The sequence below is a fragment of the Massilia sp. DJPM01 genome (assembly GCF_030348125.1).
GTDB lineage: Bacteria > Pseudomonadota > Gammaproteobacteria > Burkholderiales > Burkholderiaceae_D > Telluria_A > Telluria_A frigida.
In genome coordinates this window covers 163,706-184,394 of the sequence record NZ_JAQOZV010000007.1, presented here as the reverse complement: position 1 = coordinate 184,394, position 20,689 = coordinate 163,706, and the positions used below count along the sequence as shown (strand labels likewise).

The window sequence follows — 20,689 nt, the reverse complement described above, 5'->3', positions numbered from 1 at the left end:
CAAGTTGCATTGTGACTGTTCAGCAGCTAAGCAGTTAGCGGGATAGGGTTGCCGGCGAAGGCGCGTCGCAGCACGGCGAGCATGCTGTGGCCTTGCTTGCGCAACGTGTCGAGACAGGAGCTGATGACACAGAAGTGCTCGGCACCGGCGAGTGTGCGGAAGCAGCCCGATATTTTCTGTTTGACCTTGGGCATGCGCACGGCGCGCTCGCCGACGTTGTTGGTGAACGGCACGGCCGGATCGCTGATGAAACCTAGGACCGCGTTGGCGTGCAGGCGAAAGCGGCGCAGCAGATTAGCCGGGACCGATTGTTTGCCGCGGCCGCGCTGGCCCGGCGACTGCAAGGTTTCGGGATGGAGCGCTTCGCCTTCACGCACCAACGCGTCGTACACAGTGCGGAAGGCGGCCACATCGTCAGCGCCGAGCGAACGCTGTTGGTGCCGCGCCGCCGTACAAACCCGATTGGCGTTGAGCAGCAATTGCATCATCGACTCGGGCCATTGCTGGCCCGTGATGTCTTTCACGTATAGCAGTTCGCGCAACAGGTGGACATTGCACAAGGCGTGAACGGCGTCGTCAAGCCGCCAATACGGGGCCCTGCAATCGTGCACCAGCACGCCCAGACGCTTGGGCAGGATGCCATGCGCCTCGATCGCTTCCAGGCCCCGTTTAGCATGCACGCCGTACCATGTTAGCGTCTCGCTGGCGGCAATGTGCAGCCAGTGCAGTCTGCCGGCCACGCGCAGGCCCGATTCGTCGGCGTTGAGCACCGGCGCGGCGCAGATGCTCGGCGACATCGAGCGCGACACCTACAAGGCGCAATTGCTCACCGTGCTCGAAGCGGAACGGCTCGCCTCGGGGCAGCAATTCATGTCGTCGGCCAACCGGACCTTGCTGCGCGAGCAAGCGGCAAACAGCGCCACGGCAAGCCACCGGCAAGCCTTTCCGGACGATTTCGTCTACGATGTAGTCGAGCCGGGTCCGGGCGACACCTTTGAATTCGGCATCAACTACACAGCCTGTGGCTTTTGCAAGTTCGCCGCTTGCCATGGAGATAAAGAAATCTTGCCCAACATTTGTGGACTCGATTTCGTTGCCTATGCAACGCGCGGTATCCGCCTGGAGAGGACGCAAACCCTGGCCGGGGGCGCGCACCACTGCAATTTCCGGTTCTCGCGGTTGGCGCCGGACCCGGAATCATGAAACCGGCCAGCGCCGGGAGCGCGTGGCGCCACGTGGGCGCACGACGCGCGCGCGCAGCCGGTCCCCGGCCTCAGCTGCCTTCCCAGCCAGCGGGCTGTTCCGAGTCGGCCAACTCCGCATCCATCGCGAACATGGCTTCCAGTTCCTCGCGCGCCTGCTTGGCCACCGACAGGAACTGCTCCTTGTCCTTGTAATACGGATACATCTTGTCCAGGCTGCGCAGGTTGAACATGCGGAACTTGCTGGCCGCCTGGCGCGCCTGGTAAGCGCCGAACCCGAGTTCGTGCAGCACGTCGCGCCCCAGCATCAGCGCCGCCTCGAAAGTTTCGCGCTGGATGATGGTCACGCCGCGGTCGCGCAGATCGAAATAGTGGGTCACATTGCGCGCCCGCGCCATGATTTTCAGCTTGGGAAACTCGCGCCGCACGGCATCGACCAGCTTCAGGCTGTCGTCGATATCGTCGACCGCCACCACCAGCGCCCGCGCGCGCGCCGCACCGGCCGCGTGCAGCAGGTCGACCCGGGTCACATCGCCATAAAATACTTCGCTGCCGAAGCGGCGCACCAGGTCGATCTGGTCGGGGTCGTGGTCGAGCACGGTCAGCTTGACGCCGTTGGCGGTCAACAGGCGCCCGACGATCTGGCCGAAGCGCCCGAAGCCGGCAATGATCACATGCGCGTCGTTGGGCGCGATCTTGTCGGCCTGGCGTTTCTTGTCGGCCCGGTAGCGCGGCGCGATCAGGCGGTCGTGCACGATCAGCAGCAGCGGCGTGACCACCATCGACAGCGCCACCACCACCACCAGCATCGAGGCCACCTCGGCGGAAAACACCTTGGCCGCCTCGGCCGCGCCGAACACCACGAAGGCAAATTCCCCACCCTGCGACAGGATGAAGGCGAACAGCGCCTGCTGGCTGCGCGGAATCTCGGCCAGCTTGCTGATGCCGTACAACACGGCGATCTTGATGCACAAGAACGCCGTCACCAGGCCCAAAATCAGCCACGGCTGCGCCATGAACACGCCGAAGTCGACCGACATCCCGACCGCGATGAAAAACAGCCCCAGCAGCAAGCCCTTGAACGGCTCCAGGTCGGTCTCGAGCGCGTGGCGGTATTCGGAATCGGCCAGCAGCATGCCGGCCATGAAGGCGCCCAGCGCCATCGACATGCCGACCCACTGCATCAAGAGCCCGATGGCAATCACCAGCAGCAGCGCGAAGGCGGTAAAAATCTCGCGCAGGCCGGTCTTGACGATGATGCGCAGCAGCGGGCGCACCAGGTGCCGCCCCGCGAAAATCAGGCCGCCGATGACGCCGACCACCTTGAGCATGCCCAGCCAGCCCTGTTCGCTGCCTTCGGCGGCGGCCACGCCCAGCAGCGGCACCACGGCGATCATGGGAATCGCGGCCATGTCCTGGAACAGCAAGATGGCAAAGCTGGCCGAGCCGGTCGGGGTGGTCATCAGGTTGCGCTCGTCCAGCGTGGCCAGGGCGATCGCGGTCGACGACAGCGACAGGCCCAGGCTGGCGATCAGCGCCACCTTCCAGTCGACCCCGGCCAGCATGGCGGCCACGCACAGGGCGCCGCTCACGCCCAGTACCTGGGCCGCGCCGCGCCCGAAGATGGCGCGCCGCATCGACCACAGGCGCTTCGGCTCGAGTTCAAGGCCGATCACGAACAGCAGCAGCACCACCCCGAATTCGGAAATGTGCAGGATATCTTCGACTTCGCCGATCAGGCCCAGCCCCCAGGGGCCGATGGCGATGCCGGCCAGCAGGTAGCCGAGCACCGCGCCCAGGCCGAGTTTTTTGGCGATCGGTACGGCAATCACCGCCGCCGCCAGGTAGATCAGTGCGTTAAGCAGCAAACCGTGTTCCATCGTTGCGAAGCTTTCTAAGGGGGATTCAGGCGCTGGCCAGCGCCGTCAGGCGGGCGACAAAGGCGTCGACGTGGGCGTCCAGCGCCGCCTCGCTCGATTGATGGGCGGCGTGCAGGATGTGCGGATCGATCCAGTCCATGCCGCACAGGGCGGCGATCTGGCGATAGGGCGGCAAGAACGCCTCGAACGGGTAGCCGTGCGCGGCGCCCGGGGCATATGCCTCGGCCGGGCTGCCGGTCGACGTCACCAGCCACAAGCCCTTGCCCTGCAGCGCAGTGCCGCCGGCGCCATAGGCCCAGCCGGGCACCAGCACCATGTCGACCCATTCCTTGAGCAGGGCCGGCATGCCATACCACTGGACCGGATGCAGCAGCACCAGGGTGGCGGCGTCGGCCAGCTGGTCCTGCTCGGCCGCCACGTCGATGTAAAAATCGGGGTAGGTATCGTACAGGTCGACCAGCTCGACCCCGGGCACGCTGCGCGCCGCCTCGACCAGGCGCCGGTTCACGCGCGAGCGCTGCGGCGCCGCGTGCGCGAACATCACCAGCACCTTGCGCACCTGCGCGGGGAGGCCGCCCGTCACTGCGCCTCAAGCATGGCTTTGGACAGCGCAAAGCCGGCGTCGTCCTGGTCCAGCGCCCACGACATCATGCCGCCCAGGCGGTTGTCGCGCACGTAGGCGGCCTTTTCCTTGATCACCAGCGGGTCGTCGTAGGTCCAGAAAATGCCGTTATCGTAAGTCCACAACTGCTTGCTGACCGGATGGTAGAACTTGGGCGTCTTGCGCGCGGCGAGGGTCGAGTATTTTTCGGTACCTTCCTCGAAACCGCGCGCCGGGGCGCCCGCGCCCTGGTACAGGCCATAACGCACCGGCGGCACGCCGCTCCAGCCGCGCGCGTAGAAGGGCACGCCGATGACCAGTTTCTTGGCCGGCACGCCCGCCTTCAAGAAGCGCTGCACGCCGCTGTGGACGCTCTGCTTGTCGGTGTCGGGGCTGCCCGGATCGGGGTACAGGTTCGAGTGAAAGCCGGTCGGGCCCTGCTTGTTCCAGCCGCCGTTGAAATCGTAGGTCATCAGGTTGATCCAGTCGAGCGACCTGGCGTACTTGTCCGGTTCGGTGGCGTCGGTAGTCTTGGCCCCGCTGTTGACGGCCGCCGTCAGATAGTATTTCTTGCGCTGCTTCTTGCCCAGCGCATTGAGCTGGGTGCGGAACTCGGCCAGCAGCAGGGTGAAATTCTGCTTGTCCGAGGGGCTGATGGTGTTGTACGCCATCAGCGGCACGCCCGGATACTCCCAGTCGATGTCGAAACCATCGAACACGCCGGCCGCGGCGCCCTTGCCGCCATGCCCGTTCAGCAGCGGCAGGTCGCCCTTGATGTACAGGTCGATGCAGGACGCGACCAGCGCGCGCCGCAGCGGCGCGGTGGCGGCGCCGGCCGAGAACCAGCGCGACCATTCGGCGCCGCCGATGGCCAGCATGACTTTCAGCTTGGGATGCTTGGCCTTGAGCTGGCGCAACTGGTTGAAGTTGCCCGCCAGCGGCTGGGCCGGGCCATCGGCGCTGCCGTCGACCGATTCGCCGGCGCCGAAATGATGCGCGTAGTCGAGCGTGGCGCGCATGCCGGCGCCATCGCCCGCATCCTTGATGTCGCGCCCGCTATCGCAGCGGTAGGTATTGTCCGGCATCTTGTACAGATTGGCGAAAGCGTAGTTCAGGAACGTGAAGCGGCCTGCCACGCCGGCCTGGTCCAGCTGTTTCAGGCGAAAGCCTTGCTCGGTGCTCCAGGCGGTGTAGTAAGAGCCGACCTGGACCGGCCCGGCGGCATGCGCGGTGCCGGCCCCGAAGGCGGCGGCCAGGGCCAGGGTACAGGTCAGCGGGCTCATGCGGGTAATGTGGGACATCGTTCCTCCTTGCTTAAATTTTCAGCTTGCAATTATGTATGTTCAGGCGCGCAACCACCAGCACGATCATGGCCGTAAACACGGCCCCGCTCAGCAGCGCGCTATTGCCTTCGACCAGGGCGGGGCGCAAGTGGGCCCCGGCCAGGCTGATCACGGCGCCGATCGCGAACGGCAGCAGATAGGTGATCAGCGGACTGGTCGCGGCCGGTTCGACCAGAACGGTCCAGCGGCGCGCCGCGCGCACTTCCACCAGCCAGTACAGCAGGGCGAACAGCGCCACGCACAGTGCGCCGCAGTATAAAGCCCAGGGCGGGGTGGCGCCGATCTTCGAGATGGGGTACCAGCGGTGCAGCAGCCAGGCCGCCGCCGCCAGCGCGGCCGCGAACATGGCGCCCTGGCGCAAGCGCAGCGCGGCGCCGCGCTGGCCGTCGAAAAACAGCAGCGTGCACACCAGCCCGGACAGCACGATCAGGCTGTGGATGGCGTGGCCCGCCAGCGCCGTGCCGGTGCCGCTGCGGGTGCTCAGCATATACAGGCTCAGGCAGGCCAGCATGGCGCCCAGCAGCAGGGTGCGCTGGCCGCGCGCCAGCTGGTACAGCACGGCGGCGGCCAGATAGGCCCAGCCGATCAGGCCGAGAATGCCCCACCATTGCGGCGTCATCATGCTGACCCCGTCGGCGCCGCGCCAGGCCAGGGCCAGCGCCGCCAGCAGCGCCACGCCGGCCGCGCGCAGGCAATGGTTGAGCAGGGCGTTGTCGAAGCGGTACACGCCCCACACCAGCAGCACGGCCGCGTAAAACGCCAGCGACCAGGCTGCGATCGGCATGTGCATGGCTTGCTCGCTGTAGCCGGATTCGGCATTGACCATGAACACCCCCATCACGATCAGGGCCAGTGCGCGCCAGGCCGTGTGCCCGAACACCCGCAGCGCGCCGTCGCCGCGCGCGATGCGGCTGTGCACGCCGAAGGGAATCGACATGCCGAGCGCGAACAGGAAGCCGGGAAACACGATATCGGCCAGCCCCATGCCGTCAGCCGCGCCATCGGCATGCAGCAGCCAGGCGGGCAGGCCGCGCGCGCCGGCCAGGAAATTGACGAAAAGCATGAGTACGAAGGTGAGGCCGCGAAAGGCGTCGAGCGAGACGATGCGTTGCCGGGGCAGGTCGTTGAACGGGACGGGCATGGGCGCTGGGAGTAGGTTGTCGAATCCGCCAGTCGGGGGCGCTGTCCGGAAGACAAGATTATATCACCGGCCATGTCGGCATTCTTTACAGCCGCGTCGGGAGAAACCCTTAGTGTTGCGCTAAGTCGCTGAAAAGATGGACTACTTGGTGTGGGTACGCATATTGCTTGATGCCGGTATGGTTTTTTCATAATAAATATGGAGAACATATGATAGGCAAAATGACTACGGCGGCTGGCCTGGCGCTGACCCTGGCCGGCGCGGCCCAGGCCGGCGTGATCGGCGCCGGCGGCTTTTCCGCCCCGACCGTGATCGATTTCGAGAATGCCGTCGCCGGCCCCATCGACAGCCAGTACGCGGCGCTGGGCGTGCGCTTCGTCAATTTCAACCTGGATGTGTTTGCCACCTCGCCGGCGCCGCCGAGCCGGGTGGCGCTCAAGTACGTCGATGGCTCGCCCAACATCGACGGCAGCATCCTGTTTTCCTCGGCGATCACCCGGCTGGGCGCGGACGTGAGCACCAATCCGGAAGATGACACGTTCATCGATGCTTATCTCGGCAATACCCTGGTCGGCAGTGCCCTCTTCGATACCGGCGGCGACGGCGACGACGGCTCGTTCATCGGCGTCGAATTCCTGTCCGGCTTTGACCGCGTGGTGTTCCGTACCTTGCCGGTCGTCAACGGCGCGCTGGCGCTCGACAACCTGCGCTTTGAAAACGTGGTGCCGCCTACCCCGGTGCCGGAACCGGGCAGCCTGGCCCTGGCCGGATCGGCGCTGCTGGGACTGGTACTGGCGCGGCGCCGGCGCTGAGAGGAATGCCGCCGGGCGCCGGCCTATAGCGTCCGGTTGGCGTCGATGGCCGCTTCCAGGTAGCGCAGCACGATCGCCGGCGCATCCGCATCCATGCGCGGAAAATTGCCTTCCACATCGGGATCGAGGTCGGTCATGCCATCCGGGCCGAAGGTGAAGGCGCCCAGCAAGACTTGTGCCGGCTCGCCGTAGGTGCAATGGCAATACATGCACACCACGCGCGCGCGTGGGCGGCGGTCGGCCCCGCAAATGGGCAGCATCTGGAATTTGATGCGCACGCCGTTGAAGGTGGCTTCGATGCTGTCGTCGTCGAACTGGTCCGGCACCGAAATCGCGCGCAGCGCGCCCATCTCCTGGAATACCGCGTGCGCCCCGGTCAGCGAGCAGAACGCCTGGCGCAGGCGCGGGGCCATGGTTTCCATCTGCTGGAATTGGCTGCTTTGTTCACGCTCGATCATGATGGGCTCCCTAGGCCGGACCGCCAGAAAGACAGGCCGGCACGCACCCCATCATATGCGCATGCCGCGCGCAGCCGTGTTTGCTACGCGGGCAGGGCGGCAGCCAGCGGGATGGCCCCGGACGGCTGGGCAAAACGCGTGCTCAGGAAGGCGGCGATGCGCTCCTGGGTCGTTTCCAGGTAGGGAATGTTCATGTGGTCCGAATCGGGCACGGTTTCGTCCAGGTGCAGCTGGCCCAGCTGGGCCACCAGCAGGTCGGTGTGCGAATGCGGCACGATATCGTCGAACGCGGCGCGCAGCACGTAGGTGGGCGCGGTCAGCGCGGAGGCGTACTTGACCGACTCGAAACGGTGGCGCAGCACATACTCGACCGGCACCGCCCGGAATTTGCGCTTGGCGATGGCCAAGATCGAATCGTAGGGCGTGATCAGCACCAGCGAATGGACCGGGCGCTCCAGCGCCACCTGCACCGCCACCCCGGAGCCCAGGCTGCGCCCGACCACCGCCACCCGCTCCGGGTCGACGTGGGCGCGCTCGGCCAGCCAGTCGAACAGCAGGCGGCCATCCTCGACCATATGGGCTTCGGCCGGTTCGCCGTGCGAATCGCCGTAACCGCGATAATTGATGGCCAGCACCGCCATGCCGGGAAACAGCTTGCCGGCGTCGCGCACCACCCAGGACACTTCTTCCGAGCGTCCGCCAAAATACACCACGGCCGGGTGCGGACCCGGAATCTGGGGCGTCATCAGCCAGCCCGACAGCTTGGTGCCGTCGCGCGCGCGCAGCACGATGGCGCGGGTGCGGTGGCCGCTGCTGCGCGGATTGTCGACTTCGCGCTTGACGGTCGGGTTGAAGACCAGCCGGCGCTGGCTGGCCGCGATGGCGGCCGTCACGCCCACCCACAGCACGCTGACGATGCCGGCCACGCCGGCGACTTTTCTGGAATTGTTCATAGGCATCAGTTTAACCGGGTTCCGGCGCCGACGCGACGCAGCGGCACCTGCATCAAGCCCGGCGGTACGATCTCATCAATACGCGTGGCTGGAATACAACGATCCGAGCCGATGGCGATGGGCTTTTGCCTGTGGTAACCTTTGCCAGTCCGCAGCCAGGCTTTCCAATGAAAAAATTCGTCTTTTCGGCCGAGCAAACCGCCGGCCTGTTCGTCGGCCTGCTGGGCACGCTTGTGGCGATGCGCTGGATTACCGGCAGCAAGATGATCGCCACCCTGATCCCGGGCTCGGTCCAGATGGGCATCAACAGCCCGCTCCTGTTCATCGCCGCCGGCGTGTGCTGCTGCCTGGTGCTGCCGCGCGCGCGCCGCCAATCCTGGCATATGCCGCTCTGGCACGCCTGTGCACTGCTGCTGCTGGTGCTGCCGGCGCTGGTGCTGGTCGAACACATCAGCGGCCTGGACCTGGGCATCGACTTCGTGCGCGTGCCCACCGCGCCCACCGCCAGCAACCCCCATCCGGGACGCATGGCGCCGAATACCTGCATCGGCTTCCTGCTGGCCGGGATCGCCCTGCGCCTGGTGCGGCTGGCGCGCCGCAGCCGGCGCCAGGCCAGCCTGCTCACCTGCTGTGCGGCCGGCGTGACCGGGATCGGCCTGGCGGCCCTGGCCGGCTACTTCCTCAAGCTCGAAGTGCTGTACCGCGTGGCGGCCTACAATGCCATGGTCACCCCGACCGCGGTCGGCATGAGCGTGCTCGGGCTGGGCCTGTGGTCGCTGCGCAACACCGTCGCCGTGCGCGGCGCCATTCCCGACAATGAAAAACGCATCACCGCGCGCGCCATTGCGGTGGTGGCGCTGGTGGCCGTGAGCGCCGGCGCGGCCGGTTTCGCCGCCATGCGCGACAGCTACGAGGAATCGATCGCCGACAATATGCGCCTGGCGGCCGCCAGCAGCGCCGCCACCGTCGGCAACTCGCTCGAAACGAGCTTGTGGTTCCCGCGCACCATCGCCAACCGGCCCGCGGTGAAGGGGCCGGTGGCGCGCCTGGCTGCCGGCGGCGACGATCCGGCCACGCGCGCCGCCCTGCTGCAGGCGGCCGAAAGCTTCATGAACGCCGGCATCAGCGCGCTGCGCTTCGAGAGCCTCGATGGCCGGGTGCTGGCCGCCAGCGGCGTGTTCGCCGAGCCGGGGGCGGGCGCGGTGCAGCCGCTGGCCGCCAGCGGCCAGCGCGCGCGCCTGCTGTGGCGCGGCAGCTACGTGCTGGCCACCGAGAACGAGGTGCGCGACGGCGGGCGCGTGATCGGACGCATGCTGGCGGAACAGCAACTGCCGATCATCGACCGCCTGCTGGCCGCCATCCGCGCCGACAGCCCCTCGTCCGACGTGCTGCTGTGCAGCCTGGACGGCAAGGATGCGCTGTGCGCGCCGACCCGCTTTTATCCCGGCACCTTCCGCATTCCCATGTTCAAGCCGGATGGCAAGGTCAACCTGCCGATCAACGAAGCGTTGCTGGGGCGCACCGGGGTGACGGTCACGCGCGACCTGCGCGGCGTGGCCGTGTTTGCCGCCTACACCCCGATCCGCGAGTTCGGCCTGGGCGTGGTGGTCAAGAACAATCTCGACACCGTCTACCTGCCGCTGCGCAACAAGGCCAACAGCCTGATGCTGATGCTGGTGGCCCTGATCGGCGTCGGCACCTCGATGCTGCTGATCCAGGTGCGCCCGCTGCTGGCCCAGCTGGTGCGCGAGCAGCGCCGCATCAAGGTGATCCTGGAGAACTCGAACGATGCCTTCATCGCGCTCGGGGTCGATGGCTGCATCACCGACTGGAATACCGAGGCCGAGCGCACCTTCGGCTGGAGCGCGGCCGAAGCGATCGGGCGGCGCCTGTCGGAACTGATCATCCCGCCGGCCCAGCGCGCGGCCCACGAAGCGGGCTTCCTGCAATTTACCCGCAGCGGCAGCGGCCCGGTCATCAACAACCGGATCGAAGTGGTCGCCCTGTGCCGCGACGGGCGCGAAATCCCGATCGAGATGTCGGTGGCCGCCTTCCACGTCGCCGACGGCTACGTGGCCAACGCCTTCGTGCGCGACATCAGCGAGCGGCGCCGCCTGGCCGGCGAGATCGCGGCGCGCGCCACCGAACTCGAACTCGAGCGCGACCGCGCCCAGGCGGCCAGCCGCGCCAAGGGCGAATTCGTGGCCAACATGAGCCACGAACTGCGCACCCCGATGAACGCGGTGCTCGGCATGACCTACCTGCTGGGACACACCGACCTGAAAGCCGAGCAGCGCAAATACCTCGACATGATCAGGAGTTCGGGCCAGTCGCTGATGGGGATCATGAACGACATCCTCGACTTTTCCAAGATCGAGGGCGGGCGCATGGAACTGGCCGAGGCGCGCTTCGACCTGGACGAAGTGCTGGCGGCAGTGGCCGATATCATGAGCGTGTCGGCCGGCGACAAGGACCTGGACCTGGCGATCGGGGTCGAGCCGGACGTGCCGCGCGCGCTGGTGGGCGACGCGCTGCGCCTGCAGCAAGTGCTGGTCAACCTGGCCGGCAACGCCATCAAGTTCACCGAGCACGGCGAAGTGAGCGTGCTGGTGGACGTGGCGGCGCGCGAGGACGACGGGATCGTGCTGCGCATCCGCGTGCGCGACACCGGGATCGGCATGGATGAAGCGCAGCAGGCGCGCCTGTTTACGCCGTTCACCCAGGGCGATTCGTCGACCACGCGGCGCTTCGGCGGCACCGGCCTGGGGCTGACCATTTCCAAGCACTTGACCGACATGATGAAAGGGAGCATCGAACTCGATAGCGCGCCGGGACGCGGCAGCGAATTCGTGGTCAGCCTGCCGCTGCGGGTGGCGCCCGAGCAGGACGGGGCGGGCGCGCCCGAGACGCCGCTGGGCAGCCTGCGCCTCTTGGTGGTGGACGACAACGCCACCAGCCGCGACTACCTGTCCAAGACCATCGCCGGCTGGCGCTGGGAAGCCGAGGTGGCCGGGTCGGGCGCCGAGGCGCTCGAGATGGTGGCGCGCGCCGCCGCCGTGCAGCGCCACTACGACGTGGTGCTGCTGGACTGGCAGATGCCGGACATGCATGGCGCGGCCACCATGCGCGCGCTGCGCGAACGCATGCCTGCCGATCGCCTGCCGATCGCCCTGATGGTCAACGCCTACGGGCGCGGCAAGCTGATGGAAAGCGACGCCGCCGGCCAGGCCGACGCCATCCTGAGCAAACCGGTGACCGGTTCCAGCCTGTTCGACACCATGCACGAAGTGCTGGTGCTGCGCACCCAGGCCGCGGCGCGTCCGGCCGGCGCGCTGGCGGCCCTCAATGGCGCCGCCAGCACGGTGCGCCTCGATGGGGTGCGCCTGCTGCTGGCCGAAGACAATGAACTGAACCAGGTGGTGGCGCGCGGGATCCTGGAGAGCGTGGGCGCGCGCCTCGACATCGTCGGCAACGGCCAGCTGGCGCTGGCGCGGCTGGCCGCCAATCCGGGCGCCTACGACCTGGTGCTGATGGATATCCAGATGCCGGTGATGGACGGCTACGCGGCCGCGCGCCGCATCCGCGCCGGCCTGCGCCTGAGCTTGCCGGTGCTGGCGCTGACGGCCGGCGTGACCGAATCGGAGCGGCGCGCCTGCGCCGACGCCGGCATGAACGATGTCATCGCCAAGCCGATCGAGGTCGGCGAGATGCTCTCGACCATCGTGCGCCACCTGCCGGGATTGGAGCGCGCGCGCGCGCCGGCGCCGGCCGGGGTGGCTGCCGCCGCTGGCGCGCCGGCCCTGCCGGTGCTGCGCCTGGGACCCCTGATCGAGATCGCCAGGGGCAATCCGGAGCACCTGGCGGCGGTCGCCAACCTGGTGCGGCGCGTGGTGGGCGAAGGCCACCAGCAGTTCGACCAGGCGCGGGTGCACTGGGACGCCGGGCGCGACCTTGAGGCGGCCATGGTGCTGCATTCGCTGCGCGGCGGGATCGGCAGCGTGGGCGCCAAGCGCTTCGCGGCCGCCTCGCTGGAGCTGGAACAGTCGCTCAAGGGCGAGCCGGCCGGCGACACCGCGGCCCTGTTCCTGCGCGCCGCGCGTGAACTCGACGCGGCGGTGGACGCGGGGCGCGAGTGGCTGGCGCAGCAGGAAGGCGCCAGCGCTAGTGCGACATCAGTACCGGCGCCGTCATCGACTTGAGGATGGTGGCGGTCACCCCGCCCAGCAGCAGTTCGCGCACGCGCGCATGGCCGTAGCAGCCCATGACGATCAGGTTGGCGTCGACATCGGCCGCCAGCGACAGCAGCGCTTCGCCGATATCGATGCTGGTGTGCTGGGCCATGACCTCGGCATTGATGCCGTGGCGCGCCAGGTACAGGGCGATGTCGGCGCCCGGCTGCTGGCCGTGCGCGTCGTCCGGATTGAATACCGCCACCGTGACCCGGCGCGCGCGCTTGAGCAGGGGCAGGGCGTTGGCCAGCGCGCGCGTGGCGGCGCTGCTGGCATCCCACGCCACCAGCGCTTCGCTGCCGATGACGGGAAAGTGGCCGGCATGCGGCACCACCAGCACCGGGCGCGCGCTGGCCAGCATGACGTATTCGGGCAGGCCGGGCGTCATGCGCGCGACCGGATCGTCCGGGTCGGACTGGCTCAGGACCACCAGGTCGGCATAGCGCGCCTGCAGCGCCAGCGCGGCGCCGGGTTCGTCGTCGACCAGGCGCCGCTCGAACGAGCGTACGGCGGCGCCGGCGGCGGCCCGCTCGAACTGGTCGAGGGCGGCGTTGGCGCGCCGGTTCAATTCTTCCATGTGGCTGGCCAGCACCGTCTGCATCAGGTCGGTGCCGCCATCCTGGTAGATATAGCGCGACACGCCGCTCATGGCCGCGCCCACCAGATGGGCGTTGCAGTCCGCCGCCACGGTGGTGGCGGCGCGCAGGCGCGCTTCGGCGTGGCGCGAATGATCGGCGTGGACGAGGATGGTCTTGTACGGCATGGCGGCTCCTGTTGGCTTGGATACTCCAGCGTAGGCCCTGGCACGGCGTCCGTCCAGCGTTGTCCGGCCTGCGCAAACCTTTGTTTTGTTTAATTTGATGCACATCAAGCGCGGCTGCGGCAGGGCCGTCTACGCTGTGCGCCCATCGTCAGGCACAATCAAAAGGGATCACCATGAGCGTCAGGAATTTGCATCAGCTGTTTGCGCCGCGCTCGGTCGCCATCATCGGCGCCTCGGCGCGTCCCAACAGCGTCGGCGCGACCGTGCTGCGCAACGTCATCGAGGGCGGCTTTACCGGCGCGGTCTATCCGGTCAATCCCAAGTACGACAACCTGGCCGGGCTGCGCGTGTACGCGCGCGTATCGGCCTTGCCGGCGGCGCCCGACCTGGCCATCATCTGCACCCCGCCGGCCACGGTGCCGGGCCTGGTGCGCCAGCTGGGCGAAGCGGGCACGCGCGCGGCCATCATCCTGACCGCCGGCCTGAACGCGCTGCACGACGGCCAGGGCCGCACCCTCAGGCAAGCCACGCTGGACGCGGCCCGGCCCTACACGCTGCGCCTCTTGGGACCGAACTGCGTCGGCCTGCTGGTGCCCGGCATCGGCCTGAACGCCAGCTTCGCCCACACCGGCGCGCTGCCCGGCAAGATTGCCTTCGTCTCGCAATCGGGCGCACTGGTGACCGGCGTGCTCGATTGGGCCAAGTCGCGCGGGATCGGCTTTTCCAAGTTCATCTCGCTGGGCGACAGCGCCGACATCGATTTCGGCGACCTGCTCGACTACCTGGCCAGCGATCCGCACACCAGCGCCATCCTGCTGTACATGGAAGACGTGCGCCACGCGCGCAAATTCATGTCGGCCGCGCGCGCCGCCGCGCGCAGCAAGCCGACCCTGGTGCTCAAAGCCGGGCGGGTGGCCGAAGGCGCCAAGGCGGCTGCCTCGCACACCGGCGCGCTGGCCGGCTCCGACGACGTGTACGACGCCGCCATCCGGCGCGCCGGCATGCTGCGCGTACTCAGTACCGAAGACCTGTTCGCCGCCGTGGCCACGCTGGCGCATGCGCGCCCGCTGTTCGGCGAGAACCTGGTGATCCTGACCAATGGCGGCGGCCCGGGCGTGATGGCAACCGACGCCGTGGTATGCGGCAAAGGCAGCATGGCGCAGCTTGCGCCCGACAGCGTGGCCCGGCTGGACGCGGTGCTGCCGTCGACCTGGTCGCGCGCCAACCCGGTCGACATCATCGGCGACGCCCCGGCCCAGCGCTATGTCGACGCCCTCAACATCCTGCTGCAAGACCCGCAGGCCGACGCCATCCTGTTCATCCACGCGCCGACCGCGATCGTGCCCAGCGCGGACATCGCGCGCGCGATCGCGCCGATTGCCAAGGCATCCTCGCGCAACATCCTGGCCTGCTGGCTGGGCGGCGACGCCGTGGCCGAGGCGCGCGCGATCTTCACCGAGGCCGGCATTCCCAGCTTCGGCACGCCCGAGGAAGCGGTCAGCGCCTATCTGCAGATCGTGCAGTACCGGCGCAACCAGGACCTGCTGATGCAGGTGCCGCCGGCCGCCTGCGACGAAGCGGTAGCCGACCCCGCCTCCGACCCCGCGGCGGCGCGCGCGCTGGTGCACAAGGCGCTGGCCGAGGGACGCACCTTGCTCAGCGAGCCGGAAACCAAGGCGGTGCTGGCCGCCTATGGCGTGGCCGTGGTGCAGACGCGCAGCACGGCCTCGGTCGAGGAAGCGGTGGCGGCGGCGAACGCGATCGGCTACCCGGTGGCGCTCAAGATCCTCTCGCCCGATATCACCCACAAGAGCGACATGGGCGGGGTGGTGCTCGACCTGGAAGACGCAACTGCCGTGCGCGCGGCGGCCCAGCGCATGAACCGGCGCCTGGCGCAATTGCAGCCGGATGCGCGCCTGGAAGGCTTTTCGGTGCAGCAGATGGCGCGCCGTCCGGATGCGCACGAACTGATTGTCGGGGTGGCCACCGACCCGGTGTTCGGCCCCGTGATCCTGTTCGGGCAGGGCGGCATCGCGGTCGAGGTGACGGCCGACCACGCGGTGGCGCTGCCGCCGCTGAACGTGGTGCTGGCGCGCGACCTGATTTCGCGCACGCGCGTGGCCAAACTGCTGGCCGGCTACCGCAACCGGCCGCCGGCCAGCATGGACGCCATCATCGCCACCCTGATGCGGATCTCGCACATGGTGGCCGACCTGCCGGAGCTGGTGGAACTGGACATCAATCCGCTGCTGGTCGACAGCGACGGCGCGCTGGCGCTCGACGCGCGCATGCGGGTGGCCATCGCCGACCATTCGGCCAGCACGCTCGACCGGCTGGCGATCCGGCCCTATCCGCACGAGCTGGAAGAGCGCATCGACTGGCAGGGCGAGTCGCTGCTGCTGCGCCCGATCCGTCCCGAGGATGGCGCGGCCCACGTGGCCTTCTTCAACGCCCTGAGCGACGACGATGTGCGCTACCGCATGTTCGTGCGGGTGCGCGAACTGAACCCCTCGCAGCTGGCGCGCTTCACCCAGATCGACTATGACCGCGAAATGGCCTTCATCGCCACCCGTCCGGGGCCGGACGGCGCCAGCGAAACGCTGGGCGTGGCGCGCGTGGTGTGCGATCCGGATAACATCGAGGCCGAATTCGCGGTCACGGTGCGCTCCGACCTCAAGGGCCACGGGCTGGGGCAGCTGCTGATGGAAAAGCTGATCGACTACTGCCGCAGCCGCGGCACGCGCGAGATCGTCGGCGAAGCGCTGCCGCAAAACACCCGCATCGCCAAGCTGGCGCGTAAACTCGGTTTCGCGGTGAGCAAGTCGACCGAGGATGGTTCCATTCACATGCGCCTGCCCTTGTGAGCGGAGCGGGGGCGGGGAAGCGCAGCGTCCATGTGTCGGGACGCGTGTGGTGCATGACGATAGGCTCAATGACAGCCTGCCTGCGCCGGAGGAGCGGTGCGAGGAAACGCCCTTTGTGCTGCCGGTTCTCGTTGTCAGGACGTCTCGAAAATCGTTGCGCCGGCCAATGGCGGCGCGCCACAACACCCGCATCGCCAGGCTGGCCACATGGCAGGCATCACGCGGCGCGCCCGACCTGCCGCGGGAAGGCCTCCAGCTCCGCCCTGGATGGCGGATCGCAGCCCTCACGCATTGCGTTCAGGCTGGCGACGGCGGCGGCGTAGCGTCCCGCCTGTTCCAGCGCCGGCGCCGTGGCCCGGTCCAGCGCAGCGGCCGACAGCAGGTCCTGGCCGGCCAGGCTGGCGACCAGGCCCGCCAGGAAGCAATCGCCGCAGCCCACTGTAGCTGCGCCGAAGGTGACGATCATGGCGGCGCCTGATGGGGGGCGGCGGCGAGCACGCCTTTGCTGAACAGGAAATTGGCATAAGGCTGCATTTCCCCCGTCTGCACGATGGCGTAGGCCCGTTTCACCAGGTCGTAGAAGGCAAAGCGTTCGACCGCTTGGCATTGCCCGGGTCCGGCCTGGGCCGCGCTGGCGCACAGGGCGATGACGTCTTGCTGCAAGGGCGAGCGATAGTGCGGCGGCTGGTCCCCGACCGCCATGAAGGCGACCGGCCGGCCGGGCAGGTCGAGCGGGAACACCGACAGCACGGCGGCGCAGGTGCGCACCAGGCCAACGCCGGGCAGGCGCACCACCGGCTTGCCGCGGCCCAGGGTGGTGGCGGTGAAGTTGGCGTCGACCACGGCCACGGTGTCGCCATGGCCCATCTCGGCCAGCACCTTCAGCAGCTCGGGACTCAGGAGCGGATCGATGTTCTTAAGCATGGGCCAGCTCCGCCAGCTCGCCCGGTTCCCTGGCGCCGGTCATCACCGCCACCGTGTCGGACATGCTGATGTGGCGCGGGTCGACCACCGCCACGCGCTTGCCCAGCCGCTGGATATGGATGCGGTCGGCAATCTCGAACACGTGCGGCATGTTATGGCTGATCAGGATCACCGGCAGGCCGCGCTCGCGCACCCGGCGTATCATGTCGAGCACCATATTGCCTTCCTTGACGCCCAGGGCCGCCGTCGGCTCGTCCAGGATCACCACGTGCCGCGCGAAGGCGGTGCTGTGCGCCACTGCCACCCCCTGGCGCTGGCCGCCCCTGCCGCCCGGCCGTTTTTGATGCAAATCAAGGATTTCAGCCTCCAAGCTCCCTAGACTCTCTCTATCAAATTAATGCTTTAGGGCAAAAGGGGTATCTCCGTGCGCAATAATCTGCCGGTAACAGGGATCGAATACGAACTGCGCGAAGGCCAGTCCATCGTATCGAAGACGGACACCAAGGGCATCATCACCTATGTTAACGCCTCCTTCATCGAGGTCAGCGGCTTTGCCGAGGAAGAGTTGCTGGGCAAGCCGCACAACCTGGTGCGCCATCCAGACATGCCGGCCGAGGCCTTCGCCGACCTGTGGCGCAGCATGAAGGAGGGCCGTCCCTGGACCGGGCTGGTGAAAAACCGGCGCAAGAACGGCGACTTTTACTGGGTGGTGGCGAACGTCACGCCGGTCAAGGAAAACGGCCAGGTGGCCGGCTTCATGTCGGTGCGCACCCGTCCCACGCGCGCACAGATCGAGGGCGCCGGCGCCTTGTACCAGCGCTTCAAGGAAGGGCGGGCCGATGGCCTGGCCATCGTCGACGGCGCAGGCGTGCGCACCGGCATCGCCGCGCGTTTGCGCACCGTCTTGCACCTGCCGATCGGGGTACGGATCGGGATCATGATGGCGTCGCTCGCGGCATTGCTGGCGGGCGTCGGCGGGGCGTCCGGCAGCGCCGTGCTGGCCGCGCTGGGCGGGTTCGGCGCGCTGCTGGCGCTGGGCGGCTGGGTGGCGCTGCGGCGCGCCATCGTCATCCCCATGCGCCAGGCCGCCGAGGCGGTGCAGGCGCTGGCCGGCGGCGACCTGTCCTTCGTGTGCGCCAACGCGCGTACCGACGACATGGGCCAGCTGCTGCGCGGCCTGCGCCAGGTGACGCTCAACCTGCGCGCCATCATCGGCGACGTGCGCTCGAACGTGGCCTCGATCGGCGTGGCCACGCGCGAGATCGCCGTCGGCAACGCCGACCTGGCCACGCGCACCGAGTCGCAGGCGTCCAGCCTGGAGCAAACCGCCGTCAGCATGGAGCAGTTTGCCGTCACCGTGGGCGAGAACGCGGCGCGCGCGCTGCAGGCCGACCAGCTGGTGCTGTCGGCATCGTCGATCGCAGGCAAGGGTGGCCAGGCGGTGGCCGAGGTGGGTGCGACCATGGGCCAGATCAGTGAATCGGCCGCCAAGATTGTCGATATCATCAGTTTGATCAACGGGATCGCCTTCCAGACCAACATCCTGGCGCTCAACGCCGCCGTCGAGGCGGCGCGCGCCGGCGAGCAGGGACGCGGCTTTGCCGTGGTGGCGGGCGAAGTGCGGGCATTGGCCCAGCGCTCGGCGGCGGCCGCCAGCGACATCAAGCACCTGATCGAGGATTCGGTCGCCAAGGTCAGGAACGGCGACCGCCTGGTCGAGGAAGCCGGCGGCACCATGGCCGGGGTGGTCGACTCGGTGCAGCGCGCCACCAGCATCATGAGCGACATCACGCGTGCCAGCGTGGAGCAAAAGAGCGGCATCGCCCAGGTTAACGAGGCCGTGGCGCAGCTGGACCAGATCACCCGGCAAAACGCCGCGCTGGTCGAGGAATCGGCCGGCGCCGCCGCCAGTGTGGCCGGGCAAGCGGAGAACCTGGCGCAGGCGATCGCAGTGTTCCAGTTCGGCGGCGAAAGCCGGGGGCGCCGGCCGCGCCCCCAGAGGCCAGGCCGCGCCGACTCAGCCGTTTTTGATGCAGGTCAAGGATTTCGCGAGCCCTGATCCCTACACTCGGTCCCCATAGCCAGGAGCCCACCATCATGCTGCATAACGTTATCCCCATCACTAATGCGCGTCCCATCGATTTCGATCCCGACCTGATCCGCAAGCTGAGCCAGAACGGTCCGCGCTACACCTCGTATCCGACCGCCGACCGTTTCAGCGAAGCCTTCGGCTACCGCGACTACCTGCAGGCGGTGGCCGGGCTGCGCACGCGCGGCTCGGTCAAGCCGCTCTCGCTGTACCTGCACATTCCGTTCTGCGAATCGGTATGCTACTACTGCGCCTGCAACAAGATCGTCACCAAGAACCACGACAAGGCGGTGACCTACCTGGGCTACCTGAAACGCGAAATCGAGATGCAGGGCAGGCTGTTCGCCGGCATGAACCAGGTCGAGCAGCTGCACCTGGGCGGCGGCACCCCGACCTACTTCACCGACGCCCAGATGGAAGAACTGATGGAGCACCTGCACCGCTGGTTCCAGTTCGCCCCCGACGGCACGGGCGAGTATTCGATCGAAATCGACCCGCGCACGGTCTCGCGCGAGCGCGTGCTCAGCCTGCGCCGCCAGGGCTTCAACCGGGTCAGCCTGGGGGTGCAGGATTACGATCCGGCGGTGCAGGCGGCGGTCAACCGCATCCAGCCCGAGGCCGAAACCCAGGCCGTCATCGACGCCGCGCGCGAGGCCGGTTTCCGCTCGGTGAGCATCGACCTCATTTACGGCCTGCCCAAGCAGAGCGTGGCGAGCATGACGCAGACGATCCAGAAGGTGATCAAGGCCGACCCGGACCGCATCGCCCTGTATAACTATGCGCACATGCCGCACCTGTTCAAGCCGCAGCGCCGCATCAACGAAGCGGACATGCCGAGCGCCGACGAGCGGCTCGACATGCTCGGCCGGTCGATTCGCCGGCTGGAGCAGGCCGGCTATGTGTACATCGGCATGGACCATTTCGCCAAGCCCGAGGACGACCTGGCCGTGGCCCAGCGCCAGGGCCGCCTGCACCGCAATTTCCAGGGCTATTCGACCCATGCCGACATGGACCTGGTGTCGTGCGGCGTGTCGGCCATCAGCGCGGTGGCCGCCACCTACAGCCAGAACGTCAAGACGCTCGACGCCTACTATGGCCTGATCGACAAGAACGAACTGCCGGTCGCGCGCGGCATCCGCCTGACCATGGACGATGCCCTGCGCCGCACCATCATCCAGACCTTGATGTGCGATTTCGAGCTGTCGATGCCATCCGTCGAACAGGCGTTCCCGATCGCCTTCGCCAGCTACTTCGCGGATGAACTGGAGCGCTTCAAGGTACTCGAGAGCGACGGCCTGGTGAGCATCGGCCCAGAATGGCTCAGCGTGACGCCGAAAGGGCGCTTCCTGATCCGCAATGTGTGCATGGTGTTCGACCGCTACCTTCAGCAGGCCGCTCCGGTGCCGCGCTACTCGCGGACGATCTGACGG

16 protein-coding genes and 1 pseudogene are annotated in these 20,689 nt (G+C 67.8%); 6 read left to right on the top strand and 11 right to left on the bottom strand.

What is annotated here, in order from left to right; translation table 11 throughout:
- Positions 1-26: 26 nt before the first annotated feature.
- On the bottom strand, positions 27-797 hold the full coding sequence (locus PO883_RS07565) for a transposase (RefSeq protein WP_289309206.1): 771 nt from the start codon (positions 795-797) through the stop codon (positions 27-29).
- On the opposite strand from PO883_RS07565, the gene PO883_RS07560 reads away from it, so the two are divergent.
- On the top strand, positions 784-1,203 hold the full coding sequence (locus PO883_RS07560) for an L-2-amino-thiazoline-4-carboxylic acid hydrolase (RefSeq protein WP_289309205.1): 420 nt from the start codon (positions 784-786) through the stop codon (positions 1,201-1,203). The two genes, PO883_RS07565 and PO883_RS07560, sit on opposite strands and share 14 nt — an antisense overlap.
- A gap of 70 nt (positions 1,204-1,273) precedes the next feature.
- On the opposite strand, the gene kefC is transcribed toward PO883_RS07560, so the two are convergent.
- From kefC to PO883_RS07540, 4 genes are read right to left on the bottom strand one after another with little or no spacing between them, the layout of a single operon-like run.
- Entirely contained in the window at positions 1,274-3,082 is a 1,809-nt protein-coding gene (gene kefC / locus PO883_RS07555) for a glutathione-regulated potassium-efflux system protein KefC (protein ID WP_289309204.1), read from the bottom strand.
- Between the two features lie 25 nt (positions 3,083-3,107).
- Positions 3,108-3,665 (bottom strand): NAD(P)H-dependent oxidoreductase, encoded by a 558-nt coding sequence (locus tag PO883_RS07550; RefSeq protein ID WP_289309203.1) that lies wholly within the window; start codon positions 3,663-3,665, stop codon positions 3,108-3,110.
- The gene (locus PO883_RS07545; protein ID WP_289309202.1) at positions 3,662-4,984 is read right to left on the bottom strand and encodes a glycoside hydrolase family 18 protein; all 1,323 of its coding nucleotides are present in this window, start codon (positions 4,982-4,984) and stop codon (positions 3,662-3,664) included. Before PO883_RS07545 ends, PO883_RS07550 begins: the two co-directional genes overlap by 4 nt.
- Before the next feature lie 13 nt (positions 4,985-4,997).
- Complete coding sequence (locus PO883_RS07540; protein ID WP_289309201.1) at positions 4,998-6,167, bottom strand: DUF5009 domain-containing protein; 1,170 nt, start codon at positions 6,165-6,167, stop codon at positions 4,998-5,000.
- Positions 6,168-6,376: 209 nt separating this feature from the next.
- Here PO883_RS07540 and PO883_RS07535 point away from each other — a divergent pair, with 209 nt between their 5' ends.
- On the top strand, positions 6,377-6,979 hold the full coding sequence (locus PO883_RS07535) for a PEP-CTERM sorting domain-containing protein (RefSeq protein ID WP_289309200.1): 603 nt from the start codon (positions 6,377-6,379) through the stop codon (positions 6,977-6,979).
- Between the two features lie 23 nt (positions 6,980-7,002).
- On the opposite strand, the gene PO883_RS07530 is transcribed toward PO883_RS07535, so the two are convergent.
- Both PO883_RS07530 and PO883_RS07525 read right to left on the bottom strand, forming a co-directional pair.
- Positions 7,003-7,437, bottom strand: coding sequence for a hypothetical protein (locus PO883_RS07530; protein ID WP_289309199.1), 435 nt, complete (start codon positions 7,435-7,437; stop codon positions 7,003-7,005).
- Between the two features lie 83 nt (positions 7,438-7,520).
- The gene (locus PO883_RS07525) at positions 7,521-8,390 is read right to left on the bottom strand and encodes an alpha/beta hydrolase (protein ID WP_289309198.1); all 870 of its coding nucleotides are present in this window, start codon (positions 8,388-8,390) and stop codon (positions 7,521-7,523) included.
- 167 nt (positions 8,391-8,557) lie between these two features.
- Here PO883_RS07525 and PO883_RS07520 point away from each other — a divergent pair, with 167 nt between their 5' ends.
- The gene (locus PO883_RS07520; protein WP_289309197.1) at positions 8,558-12,589 is read left to right on the top strand and encodes a response regulator; all 4,032 of its coding nucleotides are present in this window, start codon (positions 8,558-8,560) and stop codon (positions 12,587-12,589) included.
- On the opposite strand, the gene PO883_RS07515 is transcribed toward PO883_RS07520, so the two are convergent.
- Positions 12,552-13,382, bottom strand: a complete 831-nt coding sequence (locus tag PO883_RS07515) for a universal stress protein (protein WP_289309196.1) — start codon at positions 13,380-13,382, stop codon at positions 12,552-12,554. The genes PO883_RS07520 and PO883_RS07515 overlap by 38 nt on opposite strands.
- 173 nt (positions 13,383-13,555) lie before the next feature.
- Between PO883_RS07515 and PO883_RS07510 the strand changes: the two genes are divergently transcribed.
- Positions 13,556-16,246, top strand: a complete 2,691-nt coding sequence (locus PO883_RS07510; protein ID WP_289309195.1) for a bifunctional acetate--CoA ligase family protein/GNAT family N-acetyltransferase — start codon at positions 13,556-13,558, stop codon at positions 16,244-16,246.
- 217 nt (positions 16,247-16,463) lie between these two features.
- Here the strand turns inward: PO883_RS07510 and PO883_RS07505 are convergent, their stop codons facing one another.
- The 3 genes and pseudogenes from PO883_RS07505 to PO883_RS07495 form a co-directional block, all read right to left on the bottom strand.
- Complete coding sequence (locus tag PO883_RS07505; protein ID WP_289309194.1) at positions 16,464-16,712, bottom strand: hypothetical protein; 249 nt, start codon at positions 16,710-16,712, stop codon at positions 16,464-16,466.
- Positions 16,709-17,170: an RbsD/FucU family protein gene (locus tag PO883_RS07500; RefSeq protein ID WP_289309193.1), complete on the bottom strand. Its 462-nt coding sequence runs from the start codon at positions 17,168-17,170 to the stop codon at positions 16,709-16,711. Before PO883_RS07500 ends, PO883_RS07505 begins: the two co-directional genes overlap by 4 nt.
- A pseudogene (locus PO883_RS07495) lies at positions 17,163-17,492 on the bottom strand (sugar ABC transporter ATP-binding protein); the annotation flags it as partial. The pseudogene PO883_RS07495 and the gene PO883_RS07500, both read right to left, overlap by 8 nt.
- A 102-nt stretch (positions 17,493-17,594) precedes the next feature.
- Here PO883_RS07495 and PO883_RS07490 point away from each other — a divergent pair.
- Positions 17,595-19,229 carry a PAS domain-containing methyl-accepting chemotaxis protein gene (locus tag PO883_RS07490; protein WP_289309192.1) on the top strand — a complete coding sequence of 545 codons (1,635 nt, stop codon included), beginning with the start codon at positions 17,595-17,597 and terminating at the stop codon, positions 19,227-19,229.
- 38 nt (positions 19,230-19,267) lie between these two features.
- A complete protein-coding gene (gene hemN, locus PO883_RS07485; RefSeq protein ID WP_289309191.1) occupies positions 19,268-20,686 on the top strand; it encodes an oxygen-independent coproporphyrinogen III oxidase in 1,419 nt (472 codons plus the stop codon).
- The last annotated feature ends 3 nt before the right edge of the window (positions 20,687-20,689 follow it).